Genomic DNA, 19,279 nt, shown 5'->3' with positions numbered 1-19,279 from the left:
TTTGGCTGTGAGCATATTCAGGGTTCCATCATGTTGAACATGAGAAGAACGATTAGAGAACAAATGCGGTTAAGTCAAGAACATTTGTGCACCGTAAGCGCGTTGCGGTCAGAACAACCGATGATATTGCACAATTGCGCCAGATGGCATGGCAGGTGCGTCTACATCACGGATAATCAGTGCATTGCTGTGCGATAGTGGCGAAACCAAGCCGCTGTCCCGCGTGGTAAAAGCTGTGATGGCACCGCCTTGGACCCTAGCGCGAAGATATTCTGTCCTACTTCCGCCTGCAAACAATGGGTTGTCGGCCTTTGCCTCAAAGACTTCGGGTAACGGGGACAGGCTGCCCGCCATATGGCGTATCAGCGGCAGCAGGAACAGAAAGGCGGTTACGAACGCCGAAGAGGGGTTGCCCGGCAGACCCAGCACTATTGTATTGCCAATCTTTCCCGCCATGACGGGTTTTCCGGGGCGCATCGCGACCTTCCAAAAATCCATATCTGCGCCAATATTGCGCAGTGCAGCCTGGACCAAATCATGGTCGCCAACCGACGCGCCGCCCGTTGTGACGATAATGTCGGTGGTGGATGCAAGCGCGCTTAACCTTGTTTCCAGATCGGTCAGCCTGTCGGCAATGATGCCCGCATCCGTGATTTTACATGGCAGGTTGGATAACACCGCGTGCAGCATTGGGCCGTTTGATGATGGTATCTGCGCAGGACTGCACTCTATGCCCGCAGGCAGGAGCTCGTCGCCTGTCGTAACAATCGTTACATGCGGCCAACGGCCAACCAGAACGGTGCCATGGCCGGCCATAGCCGCCAGCGCGCAAGGTCCGGCCTCCAGAAAGGTTCCTGTCGTCAGGATCATATCGCCGGACGAAAAATCGCCACCCGCCGTGCGAATATGCTTGCCCGGTGCAAGTGCATCCTTCGCCGTGGCCATCAGGGTGTCGCCGTCACGCGCAGCGTCTTCCTGAATTAAAATAGTATCCGCGCCAGCGGGGACATGCGCTCCCGTAAAGATGCGCACGGCTTGATCATGTTCCAATGCGCCATCAAAGGGCCGACCTGCGGCGCTTTCACCGACAACCTGCCAAGGTCCGGGAAACGCAGCGGATGATAAAGCATATCCATCCATTGCGGATAGATCGGCCGCGGGTTGTGTGCGTTTCGCATGGAGCGGGCCGTGCAGATAATGCCGCGCGGCCTTGGTGAGCTCCAGTTCAACAGACGGCAATGGCGAAGCCAGCGCCAATAATCTGGCCTGCGCTTCGGCGACCGAAATCATGCGTGCCAATCGCCCGATTTGCCGCCCGTTTTGGACAGCAATCGTATGTCGGAAATCACCATCGATTTATCGAGCGCCTTTGCCATGTCGTACAGCGTGAGCAAGGCAACGGACACAGAGGTCAAAGCCTCCATCTCGACACCCGTCGGACCATTTAAACGCACCCGTGCCTCTGCGCGAATGCCATGGTCTTCAAATTCAAACGCGATGGCAATTTTGGACAGCATGAGCGGGTGGCAAAGCGGTATGAGTTCGCTCGTCTTTTTCGCGGCCATGATACCGGCAATCCGCGCCGTCCCAAGTACATCGCCTTTTTTGATATTGCCAGCACGCACGGCGTCCAGCGCTTCAGCGGACATCGTGATGCGGCCTTCGGCAACGGCTTCTCTGGCCGTATCCGCTTTGGCCGACACATCGACCATATGTGCGGCACCATCGGCACCCAGATGCGTGAGATCAGCCATGTCCGGTCAATAACCTTTGCGTCGCAAGCTGAACATCGGCGCTCCGCATCAGGCTTTCGCCGACCAAGAATGTGTTGACCCCAGATGTGGCCATACGCTGGCAATCGGCATGCGTCGAAATGCCGCTTTCGCACACCAGCAAAATGTCGGCGGGCACAAGCTTTGCCAAACGCTCCGTTGTCGCCAGATCGACTTCAAATGTCTTCAAATTGCGGTTGTTCACGCCAACCAATTTCGATTTCAGATGCATAAGCGCGCGATCCAATTCGGCCTCATCATGAACTTCCACAAGGACATCCAGCCCCTCAGCAACAGCCGCATCTTCGATTTCGACCATCGCCACATCGTCCAATGCCGCCACGATAATCAAAATAGCATCACCGCCCATTTGGCGCGCTTCCGCGCACTGCCATGGATCGACCATGAAATCCTTTCGGATGACGGGCAGGTCACATGCGTTGCGCGCAGCGATGAGATAATCCTCATGCCCCTGAAAATACGGCGCGTCGGTTAAAACGGATAGGCAAGCCGCGCCGCCCGCCTGATAGGCCTTTGCATGGGCTGCAGGATCGAAATCTGCGCGGATGAGGCCTTTTGACGGGCTGGCTTTTTTGATTTCCGCAATCAGCGCAATGCCAGATGCGCTTTTTGCGCGCAGCGCCGCTTCGAAGCCACGCGGCGGCGATGGGGCAGGCCAATGCGACACGCCCTTAGGTTTGCGTTCGGCCACTTCCATGCGCTTGGTCGCGCAGATTTCTGCAAGCTTGTCGGCCATCAATATTTCACCCAACAGTTCAGCAACGCATTGGCAAGGCCCTTATCGATTGCCTCTGCGGCCTCTTCAACCCCATCGGGCATGGTTTCAACAACGCCAGCAACCAACAAAGCCTCCGCGGCATTGAACAATACGGCGTCGCGATACGCGCCATGTTCGCCCAGCAACAATTTGCGCAGTTCAGCCGCATTATGCTGCGCATCGCCGCCGCGAATGGCGTCAACCGGATGCACGGGTAGGTCCGCATCAGCGGCGCTGGTACGTTGGAAACGGACACCTTCGGGCTCAACCACGGCGACTTCATTGCCGCCGGCCAAGCTTAATTCGTCAAGACCTTCATCGCCCGAAATGATCCGCGAATGTTCGGTGCCAAGGTGATGAAGTGCCTCAGCATACACAGGGACATAGGCAGGTCGCGCGATACCGATCAGCTGGCGTTTTACGCGTGCCGGGTTGGCCAGCGGTCCCATCAGGTTGAAAATCGTGCGTTGACCGATGCGTTGGCGGATCGGTTGAATCCGCTTCATCGCGGGATGATGGTTGGCTGCAAACAGAAAGCAGATGCCCAAGTCTTTCAGCGTTTCTTCCGCCATGCGCCCCGCGCGTTCCATGTTGAGGCCGAGGGCCTCAAGCGTATCTGCCGCACCAGCCTTTGATGACGCGGCGCGATTGCCATGTTTAGCTACTGGAACCTCGCACGCGGCGACCACGATTGACACGGCGGTCGAAACATTAAGCGTATGATACCCGTCACCACCCGTGCCACAAACATCAATGGCACCTTCCGGCGCATCAATGGGGATCAGCCGGTCACGCATGGCTTGCGCAGCGGCGGCAATTTCCACCATTGTCTCGCCGCGCGCAGTGAGTGCAACGAGGAACGCCTGTATTTCATCTTCAGAGGCACGCGCGTCGAGGATGTCCGCAAAGGCCTGTGCGGCCTCGTCATGGTCAAACAGATGCTGCGGGTCGGGCAGGGGACCAAAGGCGTTCATGCTCGTTCCTTCACGGCCATACCGGCAATGCGCATAAAATTGGCCAGCATCGCGTGACCATGTTCGGTGGCGATGCTTTCAGGATGGAATTGAACGCTATGGATTGGCAGCGTGGCGTGGCGAAAGCCCATGACATGGCCGTCATCGCTGGTTGCATTCACGACAAGGCTCGGCGGTACATTTTCGACGATAAGCGAATGATAGCGCGTTGCCTGAAACGGAGACGGAAGGCCTTCAAACAATCCGCTCCCTTCATGTGTGACCGGCGATGTTTTGCCATGCATCAATCCGCCGCGGGCAACGGTTCCCCCAAAATACTGACCAATGGTCTGGTGGCCCAAGCAAACGCCCAGCAAAGGCTTTCCAGCCTCTGCACAAGCCGCGACGAGCTCAAGGCTCACGCCCGCTTCATTCGGTGTTTTTGGCCCGGGCGAAATGAGAAAGGCCTCCGCACCCGATGACAGAGCCTGTCCCGCCGACATTTCATCATTGCGGACAACTTCGACCTCAGCGCCAAGCTCCATCAGATAATGGACGAGGTTCCAAGTGAAGCTGTCGTAATTGTCGATGACAAGGATCATGGGCGATGCCCTAGCGGCTTTAACCCGCGGTTGGAAGAGGCACTATTGCGCAAGCAATTTTGCCAGTTCCTCCTTCCAGAACTTGGCCCAACTATGCGTTCCATGGCCCTTTGTTTCTTTAGACGCAGGGATGAGGATGAACTTGGTCGTTGGCATGCGTTTCACGGCAGTTTCCGTGATGCCATAATTGGGCGGGTTGATGAAATCATCTGCCGAATTAATCCATAATGTCGGAGCCTTGATCGATTCAAGCGTTGGCCATGGGTTGTAGTTCCGCGATGAATCCAGCTGATAGATAATGTCATTTGCATCGTTGCGGGTAACGATCCGCGCGAAGGCTTCATCTGTAAACGCCTCCGCGGCGGCGCGGGTCGGATATTGCGCCTGCAACGCCAACGGATTTGCACCCGCTATTATGCTAAGGCTCGCTGCCGTGCGCAGTCCGGCCAATGGCGGTGCGGTGTAGTTACCATTGCTCCAAGTCGGATCAGCTTTGATCGCATCCATCGAAAGCTTGCGCCACATGCGATTTTGTCCGGCGATCTCGACAGGAAGGCATGCGAATGGTGCAAGCTTCTCGACGGCGTCGGGGTAGGCCGTGCCCCACATAAATGCATGCATGCAGCCCATTGAGGTCCCGAGGATTAACTTCAGCTTTTTAACCCCAAGCTTTTCGGTCACCAACCGGTGCTGCGCCGCGATCATGTCGGCATAGTCATATTTCGGAAACGCCATCCGAAGGCCATCGCTTGGCTTCGTCGATTTCCCATGGCCGATATTGTCCGGCAAAATGATGAAATATTTGGATGTGTCGAGCACTTGGCCAGGACCGAAAAGCTCACCCGCAAATTGTGGCTGGAAAAACTGATGCCCGGTGCCGCCGGTGCCATGGAGGATCATCACGGCATTGGTGACATTGCCATTCGCGTCGCGCGTTGGCGTGCCGAGCGTTGTATAATGAATTTTGAGTTCTGGCAGACGCTCGCCATTGGCAAAGGTAAAGTTCGCGAAGACCGCGTCAGCCTTTACGGAGGTCGCTATTTCAGCTTTGGCCGGAGTGTGAATTGCGGACAATAATGCCAGTGAAGCTATCAGAAATTTACGCATGGATACTAGCTAACGACCTTTCCGTAGTCGTCAAGCTACTGTCCGAATTTTGCTTCACCCGCGACACGAAAAGCTTCACGCGCAGCTGCAATCAGCGCACCGGCCTTTGCCTCGCACTCGCGCTGCTCATATTCGGGGTTGCTGTCCGCGACGATACCGGCGCCGGCTTGTACATGAAGGACACCGTCTTTGACGATGCCAGTCCGCAAAACGATGCAGCTGTCCATATCGCCATTGGGCGAGAAATATCCAACGCCGCCCGCATAGGCGCCGCGGGTTTCTGGTTCGAGTTCGGCAATGATTTCGCAAGCGCGGACCTTGGGTGCACCTGAAACGGTGCCGGCGGGAAAGCCTGCGAACAAAGCGTCGATGGCGTCTTTATCGTCAGCAAGCTCCCCAACAACGTTGGAGACGATGTGCATCACATGGCTGTAAAATTCGACCATATAGCTGTCGGTTACGGTGACGCTGCCACCTTTGGTCACGCGGCCCACATCGTTTCGGCCCAAGTCCAACAGCATCAGATGTTCCGCGCGTTCCTTGGGGTCAGCCAATAATGAGGCACGGTTTTCAGCGTCTTCAATGCTGCTCTTGCCGCGCGGACGCGTTCCAGCGATTGGCCTGATGGTTACCTCGCCGCCGCGCGCGCGGACCAATATCTCGGGACTGGAGCCGATTAGCGCAAAGCCGGGAAGATCGATGAAGTATAGAAAAGGTGACGGGTTAATCCGCCGCAAGGCGCGGTATAAATGCACCGGCGGCAGGTCAAACGGTGCGGTGAAACGCTGGGCAAGCACGACCTGAAATATATCGCCTGCCTCAATATAGTCTTTGGCCGACGCAACCATTTGGGCATAGCGGCCCTCGGGCAACACAGGCGTAAGCTTGATTTCGCGTTCTTCGGATACTGACACCGCGCCAGCAGACGGCACTTGGCCAAGGTTCAACAACCGCTCTGTCTCATCAAGGCGCTCATTCGCCAATGCCACTGCCTGTGGATCACCTAAGCCGGTCCAAACTGGCGAGACGAGGAACACTTCGTCTTTCAGCCGGTCGAACACCAATATGACAGTTGGACGGACGAACAGCATGTCCGGCAGCTCAAGCGCCGATTGCGGTGCGCGCGGTAGCTTTTCGACCAAGCCAATTGTCTCGTAACCGAAATAGCCCACCAAGCAGGCGAGGGCGGGCGGCAGCTCTTCGGGAACATCCATGCGGCAATCAGCGGCAAGCGCCCGTAACGCATCCAATGATGACAAAGGAGAGGGCGCAAAAGCGGTCCTGTCGGTCATCCACTGACTATTGATTTCGGCGCTATCGCCGGCCGCGCGGAACACCAGATCGGGTGCGAGGCCGATAAGGCTATGCCGTCCGCGCGTTTCGCCGCCTTCGACCGATTCCAGAATGAAATCGCCACGCTCCGGAACAAACAGCTTCAGCGCCGCTGATACCGGCGTTTCGGTATCAGCAATGCGCTTGCGCCATATGAGTTCAGGTTTAGTTGCCGTCACGGTTGGTTAGGCGAGTGCGCACTTCCGCGATCCCGTCTTCGTTCTTTTCAACACCGGCATCTTTCGATGCAGCGACGATCAGCTGTGCGGCATATTCCTGCTGCAATATACCGGAAAGCTCTTGCTTGCGGGCACGAAGAAGATCCGCATTGCCGCTGGCGTTACCTTTAATAACGTCGGTCAGGTACACCACATACCATCCGCGCTCGCCGCCTGCCTGAACAATTTTGGCGGTGCCTTTTTTCATGGCGAACATGAGCGACAATGGCGGCGGCACGGGCTGGCCCTCGCGGTAAAGATCTGCACGCGTCCCGGTCAGCCGTTCAATCTGCGCGCCCTGGACATTGGCCGCGGCAAGAGCAGTCTGAAGCGGTTGGCCGCTATCCACCAGCTTACGCAAACGGTCCGCAGCAGCGCGGGCACCCTTTGCGCCTTCTGAAAACGCCCATTGTTGCTGAACCAACGCGCGGACGTCGCTAAGAGGTGGCGGCGCTGCTTCGTCGAAATCGGCAACCGCAATCATCGCGAATTTTTCGCCGGGTACCAACTCGATCAATTGGGCTTCACCGTTCGTTTCCATTTGGAACGCGGCGGGCAAAATGACCTGCATTTCCGGAATAGGTTTATATGCCGGGTTGGAGATATCCTGACCCGTCGCCAACAATTTGGGCGAGGTATTCACCGACAGGCCGTTTTGCTTGGCAATGTCAGCTATCGTTCCGCCATCCGCAAATGCATCTTCGATTTCCGAAGTCATTTCGGTCAGCATTTCTTCACTGCGCGTCTGCAGTAATTCCTTCTCGATTTCCGCGCGGGCCGCCGCAAGTGATTTTGCAGCAACATTGTTCACGCTGTCGACGCGCGCAACGGTCCAGCCCAGCTTGCCGCGGGCTGGCTTTGCCAATGTACCCTGCTTTGTGGCAAAGACCGCGTCGGCAACCGCTGCGGTTGCCGTGCTGGCAAGGCTGCTTTTGGTGACGTTGGCGGTTGTTGTTACGGAAAGGCCCAAGCCATTGGCGACGTCGGCCAATGATTTGCCGGCCGCGACCTGGCTAATAACCGACTTTGCTGCAGCTTCGGTTGGTACGATCATCTGGCTGATGTTACGGCTTTCCGATGCGGCAAATTTTGCGGAATTGGCTTTATAATATGCCGCGATGTCTGCTTCCGTCGGTTTTGCGCGGCCTGCAATAATAGTCTTGTCAAAGATCGCGTAGCTGATTGCCCGTTTTTCAGGGATCGTGAATTTCGCGGCGTTGTCTGCATAGAATTTGTTGAGTGCCGCTGCGCTTGGAGGCGCCTTGGGCAAAAATGCGGTGGCTGGAATCGAAGCGATTTGTCCCGCACGTTGTTCAAGCATCAACGATGCATATGGCAGAGCCATGCCATCGGGCGCCGCAGGACCGCTTGCCGCAGCTGGCAAGATTTGTTGCGCAAACAAATTCTGTGTCAGATCGTCGCGGATGGCTTTTTCGCTTACGCCAATTTGTTGGGCAAAGGCGCGAAAGGCGTCTGCACTAAACTTACCATCAAGCCCCATGGCACCGGGTATTTTGCGAATTTCCGAATCCACGAGACGCTTGCTGACGGCGACTCCATATTCTTCACCAAACACAGTAATGGCGTAGCGATTGATCAGCTGGTCGAGCGTTGAGTCCAATCCACCACCTTCAACAAAACCGGCCATATCCAGCGTAGGGTTATTCTGACGTTCCGCCTTTAACCGATTATCAAGTGCATCGTTCAGTTCACCCAATGTGATGTTCCGGTCGCCCACACGTGCAACGTTTCCGCCACTCAAGCCACCAAAATTGCCTGATCCGGTCACATCGCCAAGCGCGAAGGCAATGGCAATCATCCCGACGAAAACCAACGCGAAAATTGCGCCGAATTTGGAGTTAATGAGCGAACGAATGGAGGTAATCATGAATTGCAATTTCCTGATATCACGGACTGGGCCGATTGTTGCGAGACGCTTTAGGCGGCAAGGCTTTGGCAATCAAGGGATAGACTTGCTCCGACTGTTGAAACCATGTCAGAGCCTTATCAAGATTCGCAAACCCCAATGATAGGATAATGGCATGCGTAAGTTGATTGTCGGAAACTGGAAAATGAACGGTGTGTCGAGCGATTTAGCCGAAATTGCCGCAATCGCAGAAAAATCTCTGAGCTATTCCGCTGTCGAATCCGCATTATGTTTGCCAGCAACCCTCATCAGCCGTGCGTGTGGCAGTGTACAAGGCTTCCCAATCGGTGGGCAGGACTGCCACATGCAGCAATCAGGCGCGCATACCGGATGTGTGTCGGCGGATATGTTGGTCGACGCGGGCGCGTCTTTGACAATCGTCGGGCACAGCGAACGCCGCGCCGCTCAACATGAGCAGGATAACGACGTGCTGGCAAAGGCGGAAGCCGCGCACAAGGCGGGCCTGAAAGTCATCATCTGCGTCGGGGAAACACTGGCTGAGCGGGACGCAGGCAATGCCTTAAATGTTGTTTTGGGACAGGTCTTGGGTTCATTGCCGCAGAACATATCTGGCGACTGGTTGAGTATTGCCTACGAACCCGTCTGGGCCATTGGCACCGGGCGTATTCCGGAAATGGCGGATGTACGGGAAATGCACGGCGCCATTCGTGCGGCGCTGGTCGATCGTTATGGTCTGGTCGGCGATGGTGTCCGGATTCTATACGGCGGGTCCATGAACGGAGATAATGCGGCCGAGCTTCTGGCGGTCGAAAATGTCGATGGCGGATTGATTGGCGGCGCAAGTCTGACCTGCGCGAAATTCGAGCCCATTTTAGCCGCAGCGCAAGCTTTCGGCGAATAGCATTGAAGAACAGTCATGCGCTCGCTATGTGGGCGCAACAACCGGCATATTATTGCCTTTATTTATTCGGAATTCATCATGGGCATTTTCCATTTTCTTATCGTTGTTCAGGCTATTATCGCAGCCTCGCTTGTTGGCGTTATCTTGATGCAGCGGTCTGAAGGCGGCGGTTTGGGAATGGGCGGAAGCCCATCGGGATTGATGTCCGCACGTGGTGCAGCCGACTTTCTGACGCGTACCACCACCATTTTGGCGACCTTGTTTATTATCCTTTCGATTTCCTTGGCTTTCGTTGCTGCGCAAAAAGGTGGCACGGGCGAAATCGATAGCAGCCTTGAACGTACCGAAGTGCCTGCGACTCCGGCGGCACCTGTGACGACTGCACCAGCGGCTCCAGCTTCGGGGGCACCAGCAACCGAAGTTCCGTTGGATAAATAATCGCTTCGGCACCAAAAAACGTTTTTTGCACAGGTTATTTTTCCGTGAACGGATTCGTTCGCTTGTGTTTTGCCGCAAACGTGTCTTAAGCCTTTTCTCCCATGGCACGGTTCATTTTTATCACCGGTGGCGTGGTCTCCTCGCTTGGCAAAGGTCTTATGGCAGCATCGCTTGCTGCCCTTTTACAGGCGCGCGGATACCGCGTTCGAATCCGGAAGTTCGATCCTTATCTCAATGTTGATCCGGGCACGATGTCGCCTTATCAGCATGGCGAAGTTTATGTGACTGATGACGGGGCGGAAACCGACCTTGATCTTGGGCATTATGAACGGTTTACGGGCGTTTCTGCGCGGCAGTCCGACAATATAACGTCGGGTCGCATTTATCAGACCATCATTCAAAAGGAACGCCGCGGGGACTATCTCGGCGCGACGGTCCAGGTCATTCCGCATGTGACAGATGCTATCAAGGAATTCGCAAAGGCGGATACCCAAGACCTTGATTTCGTGTTGTGCGAAATTGGTGGAACCGTCGGCGACATTGAATCGCTTCCCTTCATCGAAGCCATCCGCCAGCTGCGGAACGAGCTTGGCCGCGAACGGACCCTGTCCGTGCATGTCACGCTCGTCCCGTACATTGCTGCGGCAGGCGAGTTGAAGACCAAGCCGACGCAGCACAGCGTCCGCGAACTTACATCATTGGGCATTCAGCCCGATGTCCTTTTGTGCCGTTGCGAACATCCGCTGCCGGAAAATGAGCGCGCGAAAATCGCTGCATTTTGTAACGTGCGTAAAGAGGCGGTTATTCCGGCCTTGGACGCGAAAAGCATTTACGCGGTGCCACTGCAATATCATGCCGAAGGCTTGGATAATGAAGTCCTGCGCGCTTTCGGGCTGGAATCAGATGGTGAACCAGACCTTAGCCGCTGGGATGATATCATTGACCGCCAACAAAACCCCGAAGGTGAAGTCACCATCGGCGTTGTTGGTAAATATGTCGGCCTTGCCGACGCATATAAATCCTTGAATGAAGCACTGACGCATGGCGGGCTGTCGAACCGCGTAAAGGTGAACATCAAGTGGATCGACGCTGAACTGTTCGAGCAATCAGAACATGACATTGCCGCAGCGCTTGAACCGATGAACGCAATCCTCGTCCCCGGCGGATTTGGCGAGCGCGGTTCCGAAGGTAAGATTGCGGCGGTGAAATTCGCCCGTGAGCGCGAAGTACCATTCTTTGGCATTTGCCTCGGCATGCAGATGGCGTGCATTGAAGGCGCGCGGAACACCGCGGGTATCGCCGGCGCATCAAGCACCGAATTTGGCCCGACCACCGAACCCGTTGTTGGTATCATCACCGAATGGATGAGCGAAGAGGGCATCCAGAAACGTGAAACGGGCGGCGATCTGGGCGGCACGATGCGCCTTGGCGCCTATGATGCGAAGTTGGCTGGAAACAGTCATGTCGCGGGGATCTATGGCACGCAGGACATTTCTGAGCGGCATCGCCATCGCTATGAGGTCAATGTCCATTACAAATCGGCTTTGGAGCAGGGCGGCCTTGTGTTCAGCGGGATGTCACCCGACGGTGAGCTGCCGGAAATCGTAGAGCGCCCGGATCATCCGTGGTTTATCGGCGTACAGTTCCACCCAGAACTGAAATCGCGTCCCTTTGCACCGCACCCGTTGTTTGCGAGTTTCGTTGCTGCTGCGGTGAAACAAAGCCGACTGGTGTAGCGATTCGAGACGTTTTCATCGGCGCATTGGCATCGACGAAGCGGATCTTTTAAAGAATGTGCAAGCGCGGCTCACGCCCGTGCGGACCCATTGCGACCCGGGCTCATAATATGTGAAGGGGCGGACGAGCAATCGGCCGCCCCAAATATATTTAGGCTGCGTTGGTGCCTTTTTTCTTGGCGCTATCTGCGTGTTCGATGACATTAGCTGCGGTTTTGCCGCCAATTGCGATCTTGCGTGGCTTCAATGCCTCCGGCACTTCGCGCACTAACGATATAATCAAAAGACCGTCGGCCATATCAGCGTCGGTCACATGAATATGGTCCGCAAGTTGGAAGCGGCGTTCGAAATTGCGGCTCGCGATTCCCATGTGCAGAAAATCGCGATTGTCGTTGCCTTCAGCGTGCTTGCTGCCCGTAACGATCAGCAGATTCTGCTGCGCAACTATGTCAATTTCATCGGATTTGAACCCGGCAACTGCGACGGTGACTTGATAGTCATTTTCGCCGGTGCGTTCGATATTGAAAGGCGGATAGTTTTCGTTTGTGGCCGCGCGCCCGGTGTTTTCGAGCAGTTCAAACAAGCGGTCAAAACCGACGGTGTTCCGGCGATACGGTGTAAAATCAAAACGTTGCATATCAAATTCTCCATCAAGCAATTTGGTGTGTGCCAACCCCGCAAGAGCAGCGGTCAGCTATGTCGTTTTGGAGCCTTTCGGCCTCCGCGTGTCCAGATGGGGAGTGCCCAGAAAATTGCAAGATGAAAAAATGCATCAAAAAATGAAGGCGTAAAAAACAAGGCCGCCCGGATATTTCCGAACGGCCTCGCTCTGCAGCTTTGCTAGCGCGTAGTTTCAGTCCTCTGCCGGTCCCCACCGGCGGGTCTGATTTTCACCCTGAACCATCGGCCTTTACAGGCTCTCGACGAATTCGATGATGTCATCTTCCTTTGCGGTCTGCTTTGCAATTGGAACCACACTCCGCCGAACGCTTTTTCAAACGCTGTTGCACCCCTGCAACAATGCTTGCCAGTCCTCGTGGTGGAACCTAAGAACCGGATATGCCGAAAACATTGACGAGTGACCGCACATGATATTGTCGCGATATGAACGCATGGTGGCGCGCCGGTACCTGCTGCCGGGCAAAGGCGAAGGTTTCATCTTCCTCGTCGCGAGTATTAGCCTTGTCGCGGTGGCGCTTGGCGTAGCGGCGCTCATCATCGTCATGAGTGTAATGAATGGCTTTCGGGCTGAATTATTCGACAAGATTGTTGGCCTGAACGGCCATGCTGTGGTGCAAGGATATGGCGGGCGGCTTCAGGACTGGCGTCAGATTTTGGACGATGTCGAGAAGACACCCGGCGTCACCGGTGCCACTGCATTGATTGAACAACCATTGCTCACCACCTTCAATGGCCGGGTCGAAGCGATTCTGGCGCGCGGGATGTCGGTAAATGACATACTGAAAAACGAAACGCTAAAGGGGAAAACGGTCGCCGGAAGCTTGCGAGCGTTGAGCCCAAATGAAGACCGGGTGGCTATCGGTTCGCGACTTGCCCAAAATTTGGGGGTTCAGGTCGGGCAGAGCATTACGATCATCAACCCTGCGGGACGGACCACGCCCTTCGGCACGGTGCCGCGCGAAATTTCTTATGAAGTGGCCGCGATCTTTGAAGTTGGCGTTTATGATTATGACAAAGCGTTCGTCATCATGCCTATCGAACGGGCACAGCTGCTCATGTTGTTGGGCGACGAAATCGGGATGATCGAGATTAAGACTGAAAATCCCGACAAGGTGAACGAGATTCTCGCGCCGCTTTTGCCGAAACTGGAGAACAAAGGTCTAATCGTAGACTGGAAGAGCATGAACGCATCTTTGTTTGAGGCGCTGGCAGTTGAGCGCGTTGCCATGTTTGTGGTCCTATCCATCATCGTATTGGTTGCGGTGTTCAACATCTTGTCATCGCTGATCATGCTGGTGCGGGCGAAAACGCGCGACATTGCGATATTGCGGACGATGGGTGCTTCGCGAAAATCACTGTTGCGGATATTCATGACCGTGGGCTTGTTGATCGGGTCGTCCGGTATTGTGCTTGGCCTGATATTGGGCGCGATCTTCCTGTATTTCCGGCAGTCGGTGGTCAATTTCATTCAGCTGCTGACCGGGCAAAATTTGTGGGACCCATCGATCCGGTTTCTCACCGAGCTGCCATCGCGAACGGACCCTGTCGAAGTGCTGGCAATTTGTGGGCTGGCCCTGCTTTTCAGTTTCCTTGCCACCCTGTACCCCGCGCTGAAGGCGGCAAGTACGGATCCAGTTCAGGTGTTGCGTTATGAATAATGTCGTTGAACTCATCGACGTGCGCCGCAAATTTGTGCAGGGCGATGTCACCATACAAGTGCTGCGCGGTGTCGACCTCGTTGTTGGCAAGGGCGAGCTTGTGGCCTTGCTTGGCCCGTCGGGGTCGGGGAAATCAACGATGCTACAGGCAGTTGGTCTGCTTGAGGGCGGTTTTTCGGGCTCGATTAAATTGGATGGTGAAGAAGTCAGTTCGGCAGGTGTTGACCGTCAAACCGAAATACGCCGGCAAAAGCTTGGGTTTGTGTACCAGTTCCACCATTTGCTGCCCGATTTCGACGCGCTTGAGAATGTTGTCCTTCCCCAATTGATTGCCGACGCAACGCCCGAAGATGCCGTCGAACGCGCGACCCATTTACTTACGCAGCTTGGTCTTTCTGAGCGGCTCCATCACCGGCCATCCAAACTCTCCGGCGGCGAGCAGCAGCGTGTCGCCGTCGCGCGGGCGCTTGCGAACCGCCCTAAACTGGTACTGGCAGACGAACCGACGGGTAATCTGGATGAGCACACCGCCGACATTGTGCTGGGTGAGTTCATGGCATTGGTCCGAGAGCAGGGCTCATCGGCGATTGTCGCGACACATAATGAGCGCCTTGCCGCGAAGATGGACCGCGTCGTGCGGCTGAAGGACGGAAGATTAGCTTAAGCCAAGGGGATAGAAGATGTCAGTTTACGATTTTTCGGTCAAAATGCCCGGCGGCGCAAGCGAAGCCATGGCGGCCCATGCGGGTAAGGTCTTGCTGATCGTGAATACCGCGTCGAAATGTGGCTTTACGCCGCAATATAAGGGCCTTGAGGCGCTGTATCGGCGATATCAGGACCAGGGTCTGGAGATATTGGCGTTCCCGTGCAATCAGTTCGGCGCGCAGGAGCCGGGCAACGAGGAAGAGATCAAGAATTTCTGCTCATTGACCTATGATGTGTCATTCCCCTTGGCGTCCAAAATTGACGTCAATGGTGACAATGAAGACCCGCTTTGGCATTACCTCAAGCAGCAGCAGGCTGGCCTGCTGGGGTCGCGCGGTATTAAATGGAACTTCACGAAATTTCTGGTCGATCGCAAGGGCAATGTGGTTGCCCGCCACGGCCCGCAAGTTAAACCCGAAGCGCTTGCCAACGACATCGAAAAGCTTCTTGCGCAACCTGCCTGATTGTCCACAGATTAGCCGAAAAGTTGCATTGTCGAATCCGGCGAGTCATCTAACATAGCTTTATGTCCTATGTGCCTTTCGTCCCTTTGCGCGTGTTTTCCGCTTACACCATGTTGGAAGGCGCAATCGAGCCCAAGGCGATTGGTGAAGCTGCAAAAAAACTAGGGTTTCCGGCGATTGCGATTTGCGACCGCAATGGTCTTTATGGCGTTATGCCATTTCAGGATGGCGCACAGTCAAAGGGCGTGCAGCCGATCATTGGCGCGCTCCTTGGCGTCCGGCGGCCGACAAGCGACGGCAAGTTCATCCGCGACTGGTTGCCGTTATTTGCGCAGGACGAAAGCGGATATAATAATCTGTGCCGTCTGGTCTCCATGGCGCATCTTGACCGTCCCGAAGATTTGGATGCGCATGTTACGCTGGAACAGCTTACGCCATTTTCCGATGGCCTGATTGCGCTGACCGGTGGCGCTGAAGGCGCCGTAACGCAGCTGTTAAGTGATGGCCAAAACAATGCCGCGGGGGAATATCTGTCCCGCTTGCAGGCCTTGTTTCCGGACCGGCTATATATCGAGCTCAGCCGGCGCAACGATAGCCGTGAAGACGCCGCGGAAGAGGCGTTGATTGATCTGGCTTATGCCCGCGACATTCCAATGGTTGCGACAAACCCCGCATTTTTTGCCGAACCGGATTTCTTCGATGCGCATGACGCAATGCTGTGCATTTCCGATGGCGAATATGTCGAAAGCCAAGACCGGCGGCGGAGCAGCCGTGACACATGGATCAAGACCGGCAAGCAAATGGGCGCATTGTTCGCCGATGTGCCCGAGGCTCTGGCCAACACGCTGGTTATTGCCCAGCGCTGCGCTGCACTGGCGCCATATCGAAACCCAATCCTGCCAAGCCTAGCAGGTGATCGCACGGCGGAGGATGCGCAGTTACGTGAGGACGCCCGTTTAGGGCTGTTGGCGCGTCTTGAGACCGCAGGCATTACCGATGAAGCAACCCGCCAAGTTTATTTCGACCGGCTGACGTTCGAAGCGGACGTCATTTGCTCCATGGGCTTCTCTGGATATTTCTTGATCGTTGCCGATTTTATCAAATGGGCAAAGGAACAGGACATCGCCGTGGGTCCCGGCCGTGGGTCAGGCGCGGGTTCGCTCGTCGCGTGGGTGCTGACCATTACGGACCTTGATCCCATTAAGCTTGGTTTGCTGTTCGAACGCTTCTTAAACCCAGACCGCGTTTCCATGCCGGATTTCGATATCGACTTTTGCGAAACGCGGCGCGGAGAGGTGATCCGTTATGTGCAGAAAAAATATGGCACACGCCAAGTCGCCCAGATCATCACCTTTGGTAAGCTGAAAGCGCGCGCTGTACTGCGCGATACCGGGCGCGTTCTGCAAATGAGTTACGGCCAAGTGGACCGGCTGTGCAAGCAGGTGCCAAATCTTCCGGCTGATCCATGGGATTTGCAGCGTGCACTGGCGGGCGTCGCTGAATTGCGTGAGGAATATCGCCGCGACGCGCAAGTGAAGCGCTTGTTCGACCTTGCCATGAAGCTTGAGGGCTTGCCACGCCACAGTTCAACGCACGCCGCCGGTGTTGTTATCGGCGACCGTGAATTGTCCGAGCTTGCGCCTTTATATCGCGACCCGCGTTCGGATATGCCCGTCACGCAATTCGACATGAAATATGTCGAAAGTGCGGGTCTTGTTAAGTTCGACTTTCTGGGTCTGAAGACGCTTTCCGTTCTGCAAAAAGCGACACAGATGTTGGCGAAGCGTGGGGTCGACATTGACCTTGGGCTTTTGCCGCATGATGACCCAGCTGTGTATGAATTGCTGCAGCGCGGCGACACGGTTGGTGTGTTCCAGCTGGAATCCGAAGGGATGCGGCGGACGCTTGCTGCGGTTAAGCCCACCAATTTTGGCGATATTATCGCGCTCGTCTCACTCTACCGCCCGGGCCCAATGGACAACATCCCGATGTTCGGTCGACGCAAAAATGGCGAGGAGAGCATCGAATATCCGCATCCTTTGCTTGAGCCGGTATTGAACGAAACTTACGGAATCTTCGTCTATCAGGAACAGGTTATGCAGGCCGCCCAGATATTGGCGGGATACAGCCTTGGTGAAGCAGATTTGCTCCGCCGTGCGATGGGTAAGAAGATTCAGGCCGAAATGGACGCGCAGCGCGAACGTTTTGTTACCGGCTGCGCTACCCATGCCATTCCACCGAACCGGGCAAATGAGCTGTTCGATTTGATCGACAAATTTGCCGGATATGGCTTCAACAAAAGCCACGCCGCCGCTTACGCGGTGCTTGCATATCAAACCGCATGGATGAAAACCCATCATCCTGAAGAATTCTTCGCGGCATCCATGTGTTTCGACATGCATCAGACGGACAAGCTTGCGATATTCATGGATGACATGCGCCGCTTAGATGTCGTGTGCCATCCGCCCGACATCAACCAAAGCGAAGCCGAATTCACCGTTGAGACAAACGCCCATGGCGAACATGCCGTCCGATATGCACTGGGGGGCATTAAGAATGTCGGCGAACGCGCCATGGAAGTGCTTGTGGCGGAACGGACCGCGGCGGGGCTTTTCAAAAGCCTGGATGATTTCGCCAATCGTGTTGACCCCAGCCAGATAAACCGGCGCAGCCTTGAAAATCTGGCTGCTGCAGGCGCATTTGATGCGCTGGAGCCTAATCGCGCTGCCGTGCATGGCGCTGCAGAAACGCTGTTAGCCGCAGCGCAATCTGCCCGCGATTCCCGTGAAAGCGGGCAGGGCGGACTGTTTGGTGAGGGCGGGTCCGACATGGCAGCCTTACGGATTGATGGGCGGCTATCATGGGCACCGGGCGAGCAGATGAACCAAGAGAAAGACGCCTTTGGCTTTTATTTCTCCGCCCACCCATGTTCGCAATATGATGCGCTGGCGGCGAGCCATGGCGCAAAACCTTATGCGGTGTGGCTGGAGAGCGGCCCAATCCCCGAGGGCGTGCGTCGCGCCGCTACCATGTCCGCACTTATCGAAGGCGTGCGCTGGCGTGAATCCCGCAAGGGTAAACGCTTCATGATTGCCGATTTTTCGGACATGAGCGGACAGTTTTCGGTGCGCTGCTTTGATGAGGCCGTGGGCAGTCAACTGGCCGAATGGGCGAAGGATGCCGAATGCCTTTTGCTGCATTGTGAAATGGATATGCGGGCAGGGGACGAAGTGCCAAGCTTCACCGTCAAAAGCGCAAAGGCGCTCAGCGGGCTGACAAGCGTATCGCGGTTAAAAATGCAGCTGGATGTGTCGCAAGAAACCGCCATTGCACGTTTGGCCGAGATGGTTGAACCGCTGCAAGGCGGGCGGAGCGAACTCATCATCAAAACGCGGTCTTCTGACGGCCAATGGGTGCAGATCATGCTGGGCCGGAAATACCGTATAGACGCGTCTTTGCTGGACCAAGTAAAGGGCATTGAAGGCATCGATAATGTTGAACTTTCACCGATTGGCCCAAGCCTAGCATTGGTGCATTGATCAGCAGCAAACACGGAAATATAGGCCAAGAATATTGGCGACTTAAGATGAGGGAGAGAGCTTGTATGTACGGTACGATGCAGGATTGGGATCTTCGGGTAACCCATTTAATCGATTATGCAGCGCGAGAGCATGGCACGCGCGAAATCGTCACGCGTTGGGCTGATGGCACTTTTGAACGGACAAGCTGGGCGGGTGTCGCAGCCGAAGCCCGCAAGCTGTCACAAGCCTTTGCCGGCTTTGGTCTGCAAAAAGGGGACCGGATCGCGACATTTGCCATGAACCACCATCGGCACCTTGCCACTTGGTATGGCGCCATTGGTTTTGGCGGCGTCATTCATACCGTCAACGTCCGGTTGTTCGACGAAGACCTGATTTATATCATGAACCACGCCGAAGATAAGGTGTTGATGTATGATGCCATGTTCCAGCCTATCATCGACCGGATAAAGCCGCATCTGAAGACTGTTGAACATTATATCGTGTTTGACCGCGACGACAGCTATG

At 55.5% G+C, this 19,279-nt stretch carries 17 protein-coding genes; 8 read left to right on the top strand and 9 right to left on the bottom strand.

The window, feature by feature from the left end; translation table 11 throughout:
* Nucleotides 1-108: 108 nt before the first annotated feature.
* From ACILQA_RS03965 to ACILQA_RS03930, 8 genes are read right to left on the bottom strand one after another with little or no spacing between them, the layout of a single operon-like run.
* On the bottom strand, nt 109-1,290 hold the full coding sequence (locus tag ACILQA_RS03965) for a molybdopterin molybdotransferase MoeA (RefSeq protein WP_395628519.1): 1,182 nt from the start codon (nt 1,288-1,290) through the stop codon (nt 109-111).
* Nucleotides 1,287-1,754 (bottom strand): cyclic pyranopterin monophosphate synthase MoaC, encoded by a 468-nt coding sequence (moaC, locus tag ACILQA_RS03960; protein WP_395628518.1) that lies wholly within the window; start codon nt 1,752-1,754, stop codon nt 1,287-1,289. Before moaC ends, ACILQA_RS03965 begins: the two co-directional genes overlap by 4 nt.
* Nucleotides 1,747-2,529 (bottom strand): indole-3-glycerol phosphate synthase TrpC, encoded by a 783-nt coding sequence (gene trpC, locus ACILQA_RS03955; RefSeq protein WP_395628517.1) that lies wholly within the window; start codon nt 2,527-2,529, stop codon nt 1,747-1,749. Before trpC ends, moaC begins: the two co-directional genes overlap by 8 nt.
* Nucleotides 2,529-3,524 (bottom strand): anthranilate phosphoribosyltransferase, encoded by a 996-nt coding sequence (gene trpD, locus ACILQA_RS03950; protein WP_395628516.1) that lies wholly within the window; start codon nt 3,522-3,524, stop codon nt 2,529-2,531. Before trpD ends, trpC begins: the two co-directional genes overlap by 1 nt.
* The gene (locus ACILQA_RS03945; protein ID WP_395628515.1) at nt 3,521-4,105 is read right to left on the bottom strand and encodes an anthranilate synthase component II; all 585 of its coding nucleotides are present in this window, start codon (nt 4,103-4,105) and stop codon (nt 3,521-3,523) included. Before ACILQA_RS03945 ends, trpD begins: the two co-directional genes overlap by 4 nt.
* Before the next feature lie 42 nt (nt 4,106-4,147).
* On the bottom strand, nt 4,148-5,212 hold the full coding sequence (locus ACILQA_RS03940) for an alpha/beta fold hydrolase (RefSeq protein WP_395628514.1): 1,065 nt from the start codon (nt 5,210-5,212) through the stop codon (nt 4,148-4,150).
* Nucleotides 5,213-5,247: 35 nt separating this feature from the next.
* Nucleotides 5,248-6,723, bottom strand: a complete 1,476-nt coding sequence (locus ACILQA_RS03935) for an anthranilate synthase component I family protein (RefSeq protein ID WP_395628513.1) — start codon at nt 6,721-6,723, stop codon at nt 5,248-5,250.
* Nucleotides 6,710-8,650 carry a SurA N-terminal domain-containing protein gene (locus ACILQA_RS03930; protein WP_395628512.1) on the bottom strand — a complete coding sequence of 647 codons (1,941 nt, stop codon included), beginning with the start codon at nt 8,648-8,650 and terminating at the stop codon, nt 6,710-6,712. Before ACILQA_RS03930 ends, ACILQA_RS03935 begins: the two co-directional genes overlap by 14 nt.
* Nucleotides 8,651-8,804: 154 nt before the next feature.
* On the opposite strand from ACILQA_RS03930, the gene tpiA reads away from it, so the two are divergent.
* The 3 genes from tpiA to ACILQA_RS03915 all read left to right on the top strand — a co-directional run bounded on the left by tpiA (nt 8,805) and on the right by ACILQA_RS03915 (nt 11,725).
* Nucleotides 8,805-9,551 (top strand): triose-phosphate isomerase, encoded by a 747-nt coding sequence (tpiA, locus tag ACILQA_RS03925; protein ID WP_395628511.1) that lies wholly within the window; start codon nt 8,805-8,807, stop codon nt 9,549-9,551.
* An 84-nt stretch (nt 9,552-9,635) separates the two neighbouring features.
* Complete coding sequence (gene secG, locus ACILQA_RS03920; RefSeq protein WP_395628520.1) at nt 9,636-9,989, top strand: preprotein translocase subunit SecG; 354 nt, start codon at nt 9,636-9,638, stop codon at nt 9,987-9,989.
* A 101-nt stretch (nt 9,990-10,090) separates the two neighbouring features.
* Nucleotides 10,091-11,725, top strand: coding sequence for a CTP synthase (locus ACILQA_RS03915; protein WP_395628510.1), 1,635 nt, complete (start codon nt 10,091-10,093; stop codon nt 11,723-11,725).
* A 151-nt stretch (nt 11,726-11,876) separates the two neighbouring features.
* Here the strand turns inward: ACILQA_RS03915 and ACILQA_RS03910 are convergent, their stop codons facing one another.
* Nucleotides 11,877-12,362 carry an Hsp20 family protein gene (locus tag ACILQA_RS03910; RefSeq protein ID WP_395628509.1) on the bottom strand — a complete coding sequence of 162 codons (486 nt, stop codon included), beginning with the start codon at nt 12,360-12,362 and terminating at the stop codon, nt 11,877-11,879.
* Between the two features lie 451 nt (nt 12,363-12,813).
* Between ACILQA_RS03910 and ACILQA_RS03905 the strand changes: the two genes are divergently transcribed.
* The 5 genes from ACILQA_RS03905 to ACILQA_RS03885 form a co-directional block, all read left to right on the top strand.
* Complete coding sequence (locus ACILQA_RS03905; protein ID WP_395628508.1) at nt 12,814-14,064, top strand: lipoprotein-releasing ABC transporter permease subunit; 1,251 nt, start codon at nt 12,814-12,816, stop codon at nt 14,062-14,064.
* Nucleotides 14,057-14,728: an ABC transporter ATP-binding protein gene (locus ACILQA_RS03900; RefSeq protein ID WP_395628507.1), complete on the top strand. Its 672-nt coding sequence runs from the start codon at nt 14,057-14,059 to the stop codon at nt 14,726-14,728. The genes ACILQA_RS03905 and ACILQA_RS03900 overlap by 8 nt, the downstream gene beginning before the upstream one ends.
* Nucleotides 14,729-14,744: 16 nt before the next feature.
* Nucleotides 14,745-15,233, top strand: coding sequence for a glutathione peroxidase (locus ACILQA_RS03895; protein ID WP_395628506.1), 489 nt, complete (start codon nt 14,745-14,747; stop codon nt 15,231-15,233).
* 62 nt (nt 15,234-15,295) lie between these two features.
* Nucleotides 15,296-18,772, top strand: coding sequence for a DNA polymerase III subunit alpha (gene dnaE, locus ACILQA_RS03890; RefSeq protein ID WP_395628505.1), 3,477 nt, complete (start codon nt 15,296-15,298; stop codon nt 18,770-18,772).
* 65 nt (nt 18,773-18,837) lie between these two features.
* The coding region (locus ACILQA_RS03885) for an AMP-binding protein (RefSeq protein ID WP_395628504.1) at nt 18,838-19,279 on the top strand (442 nt) is incomplete at its 3' end.

Origin of the sequence: Sphingorhabdus sp., from assembly GCF_044239005.1 — a bacterium.
In the GTDB taxonomy this organism is placed as follows: Bacteria; Pseudomonadota; Alphaproteobacteria; order Sphingomonadales; family Sphingomonadaceae; genus Sphingorhabdus_B.
Note: the sequence above shows the minus strand (reverse complement) of the source record. Positions and strands in the feature narration are given on the sequence as shown.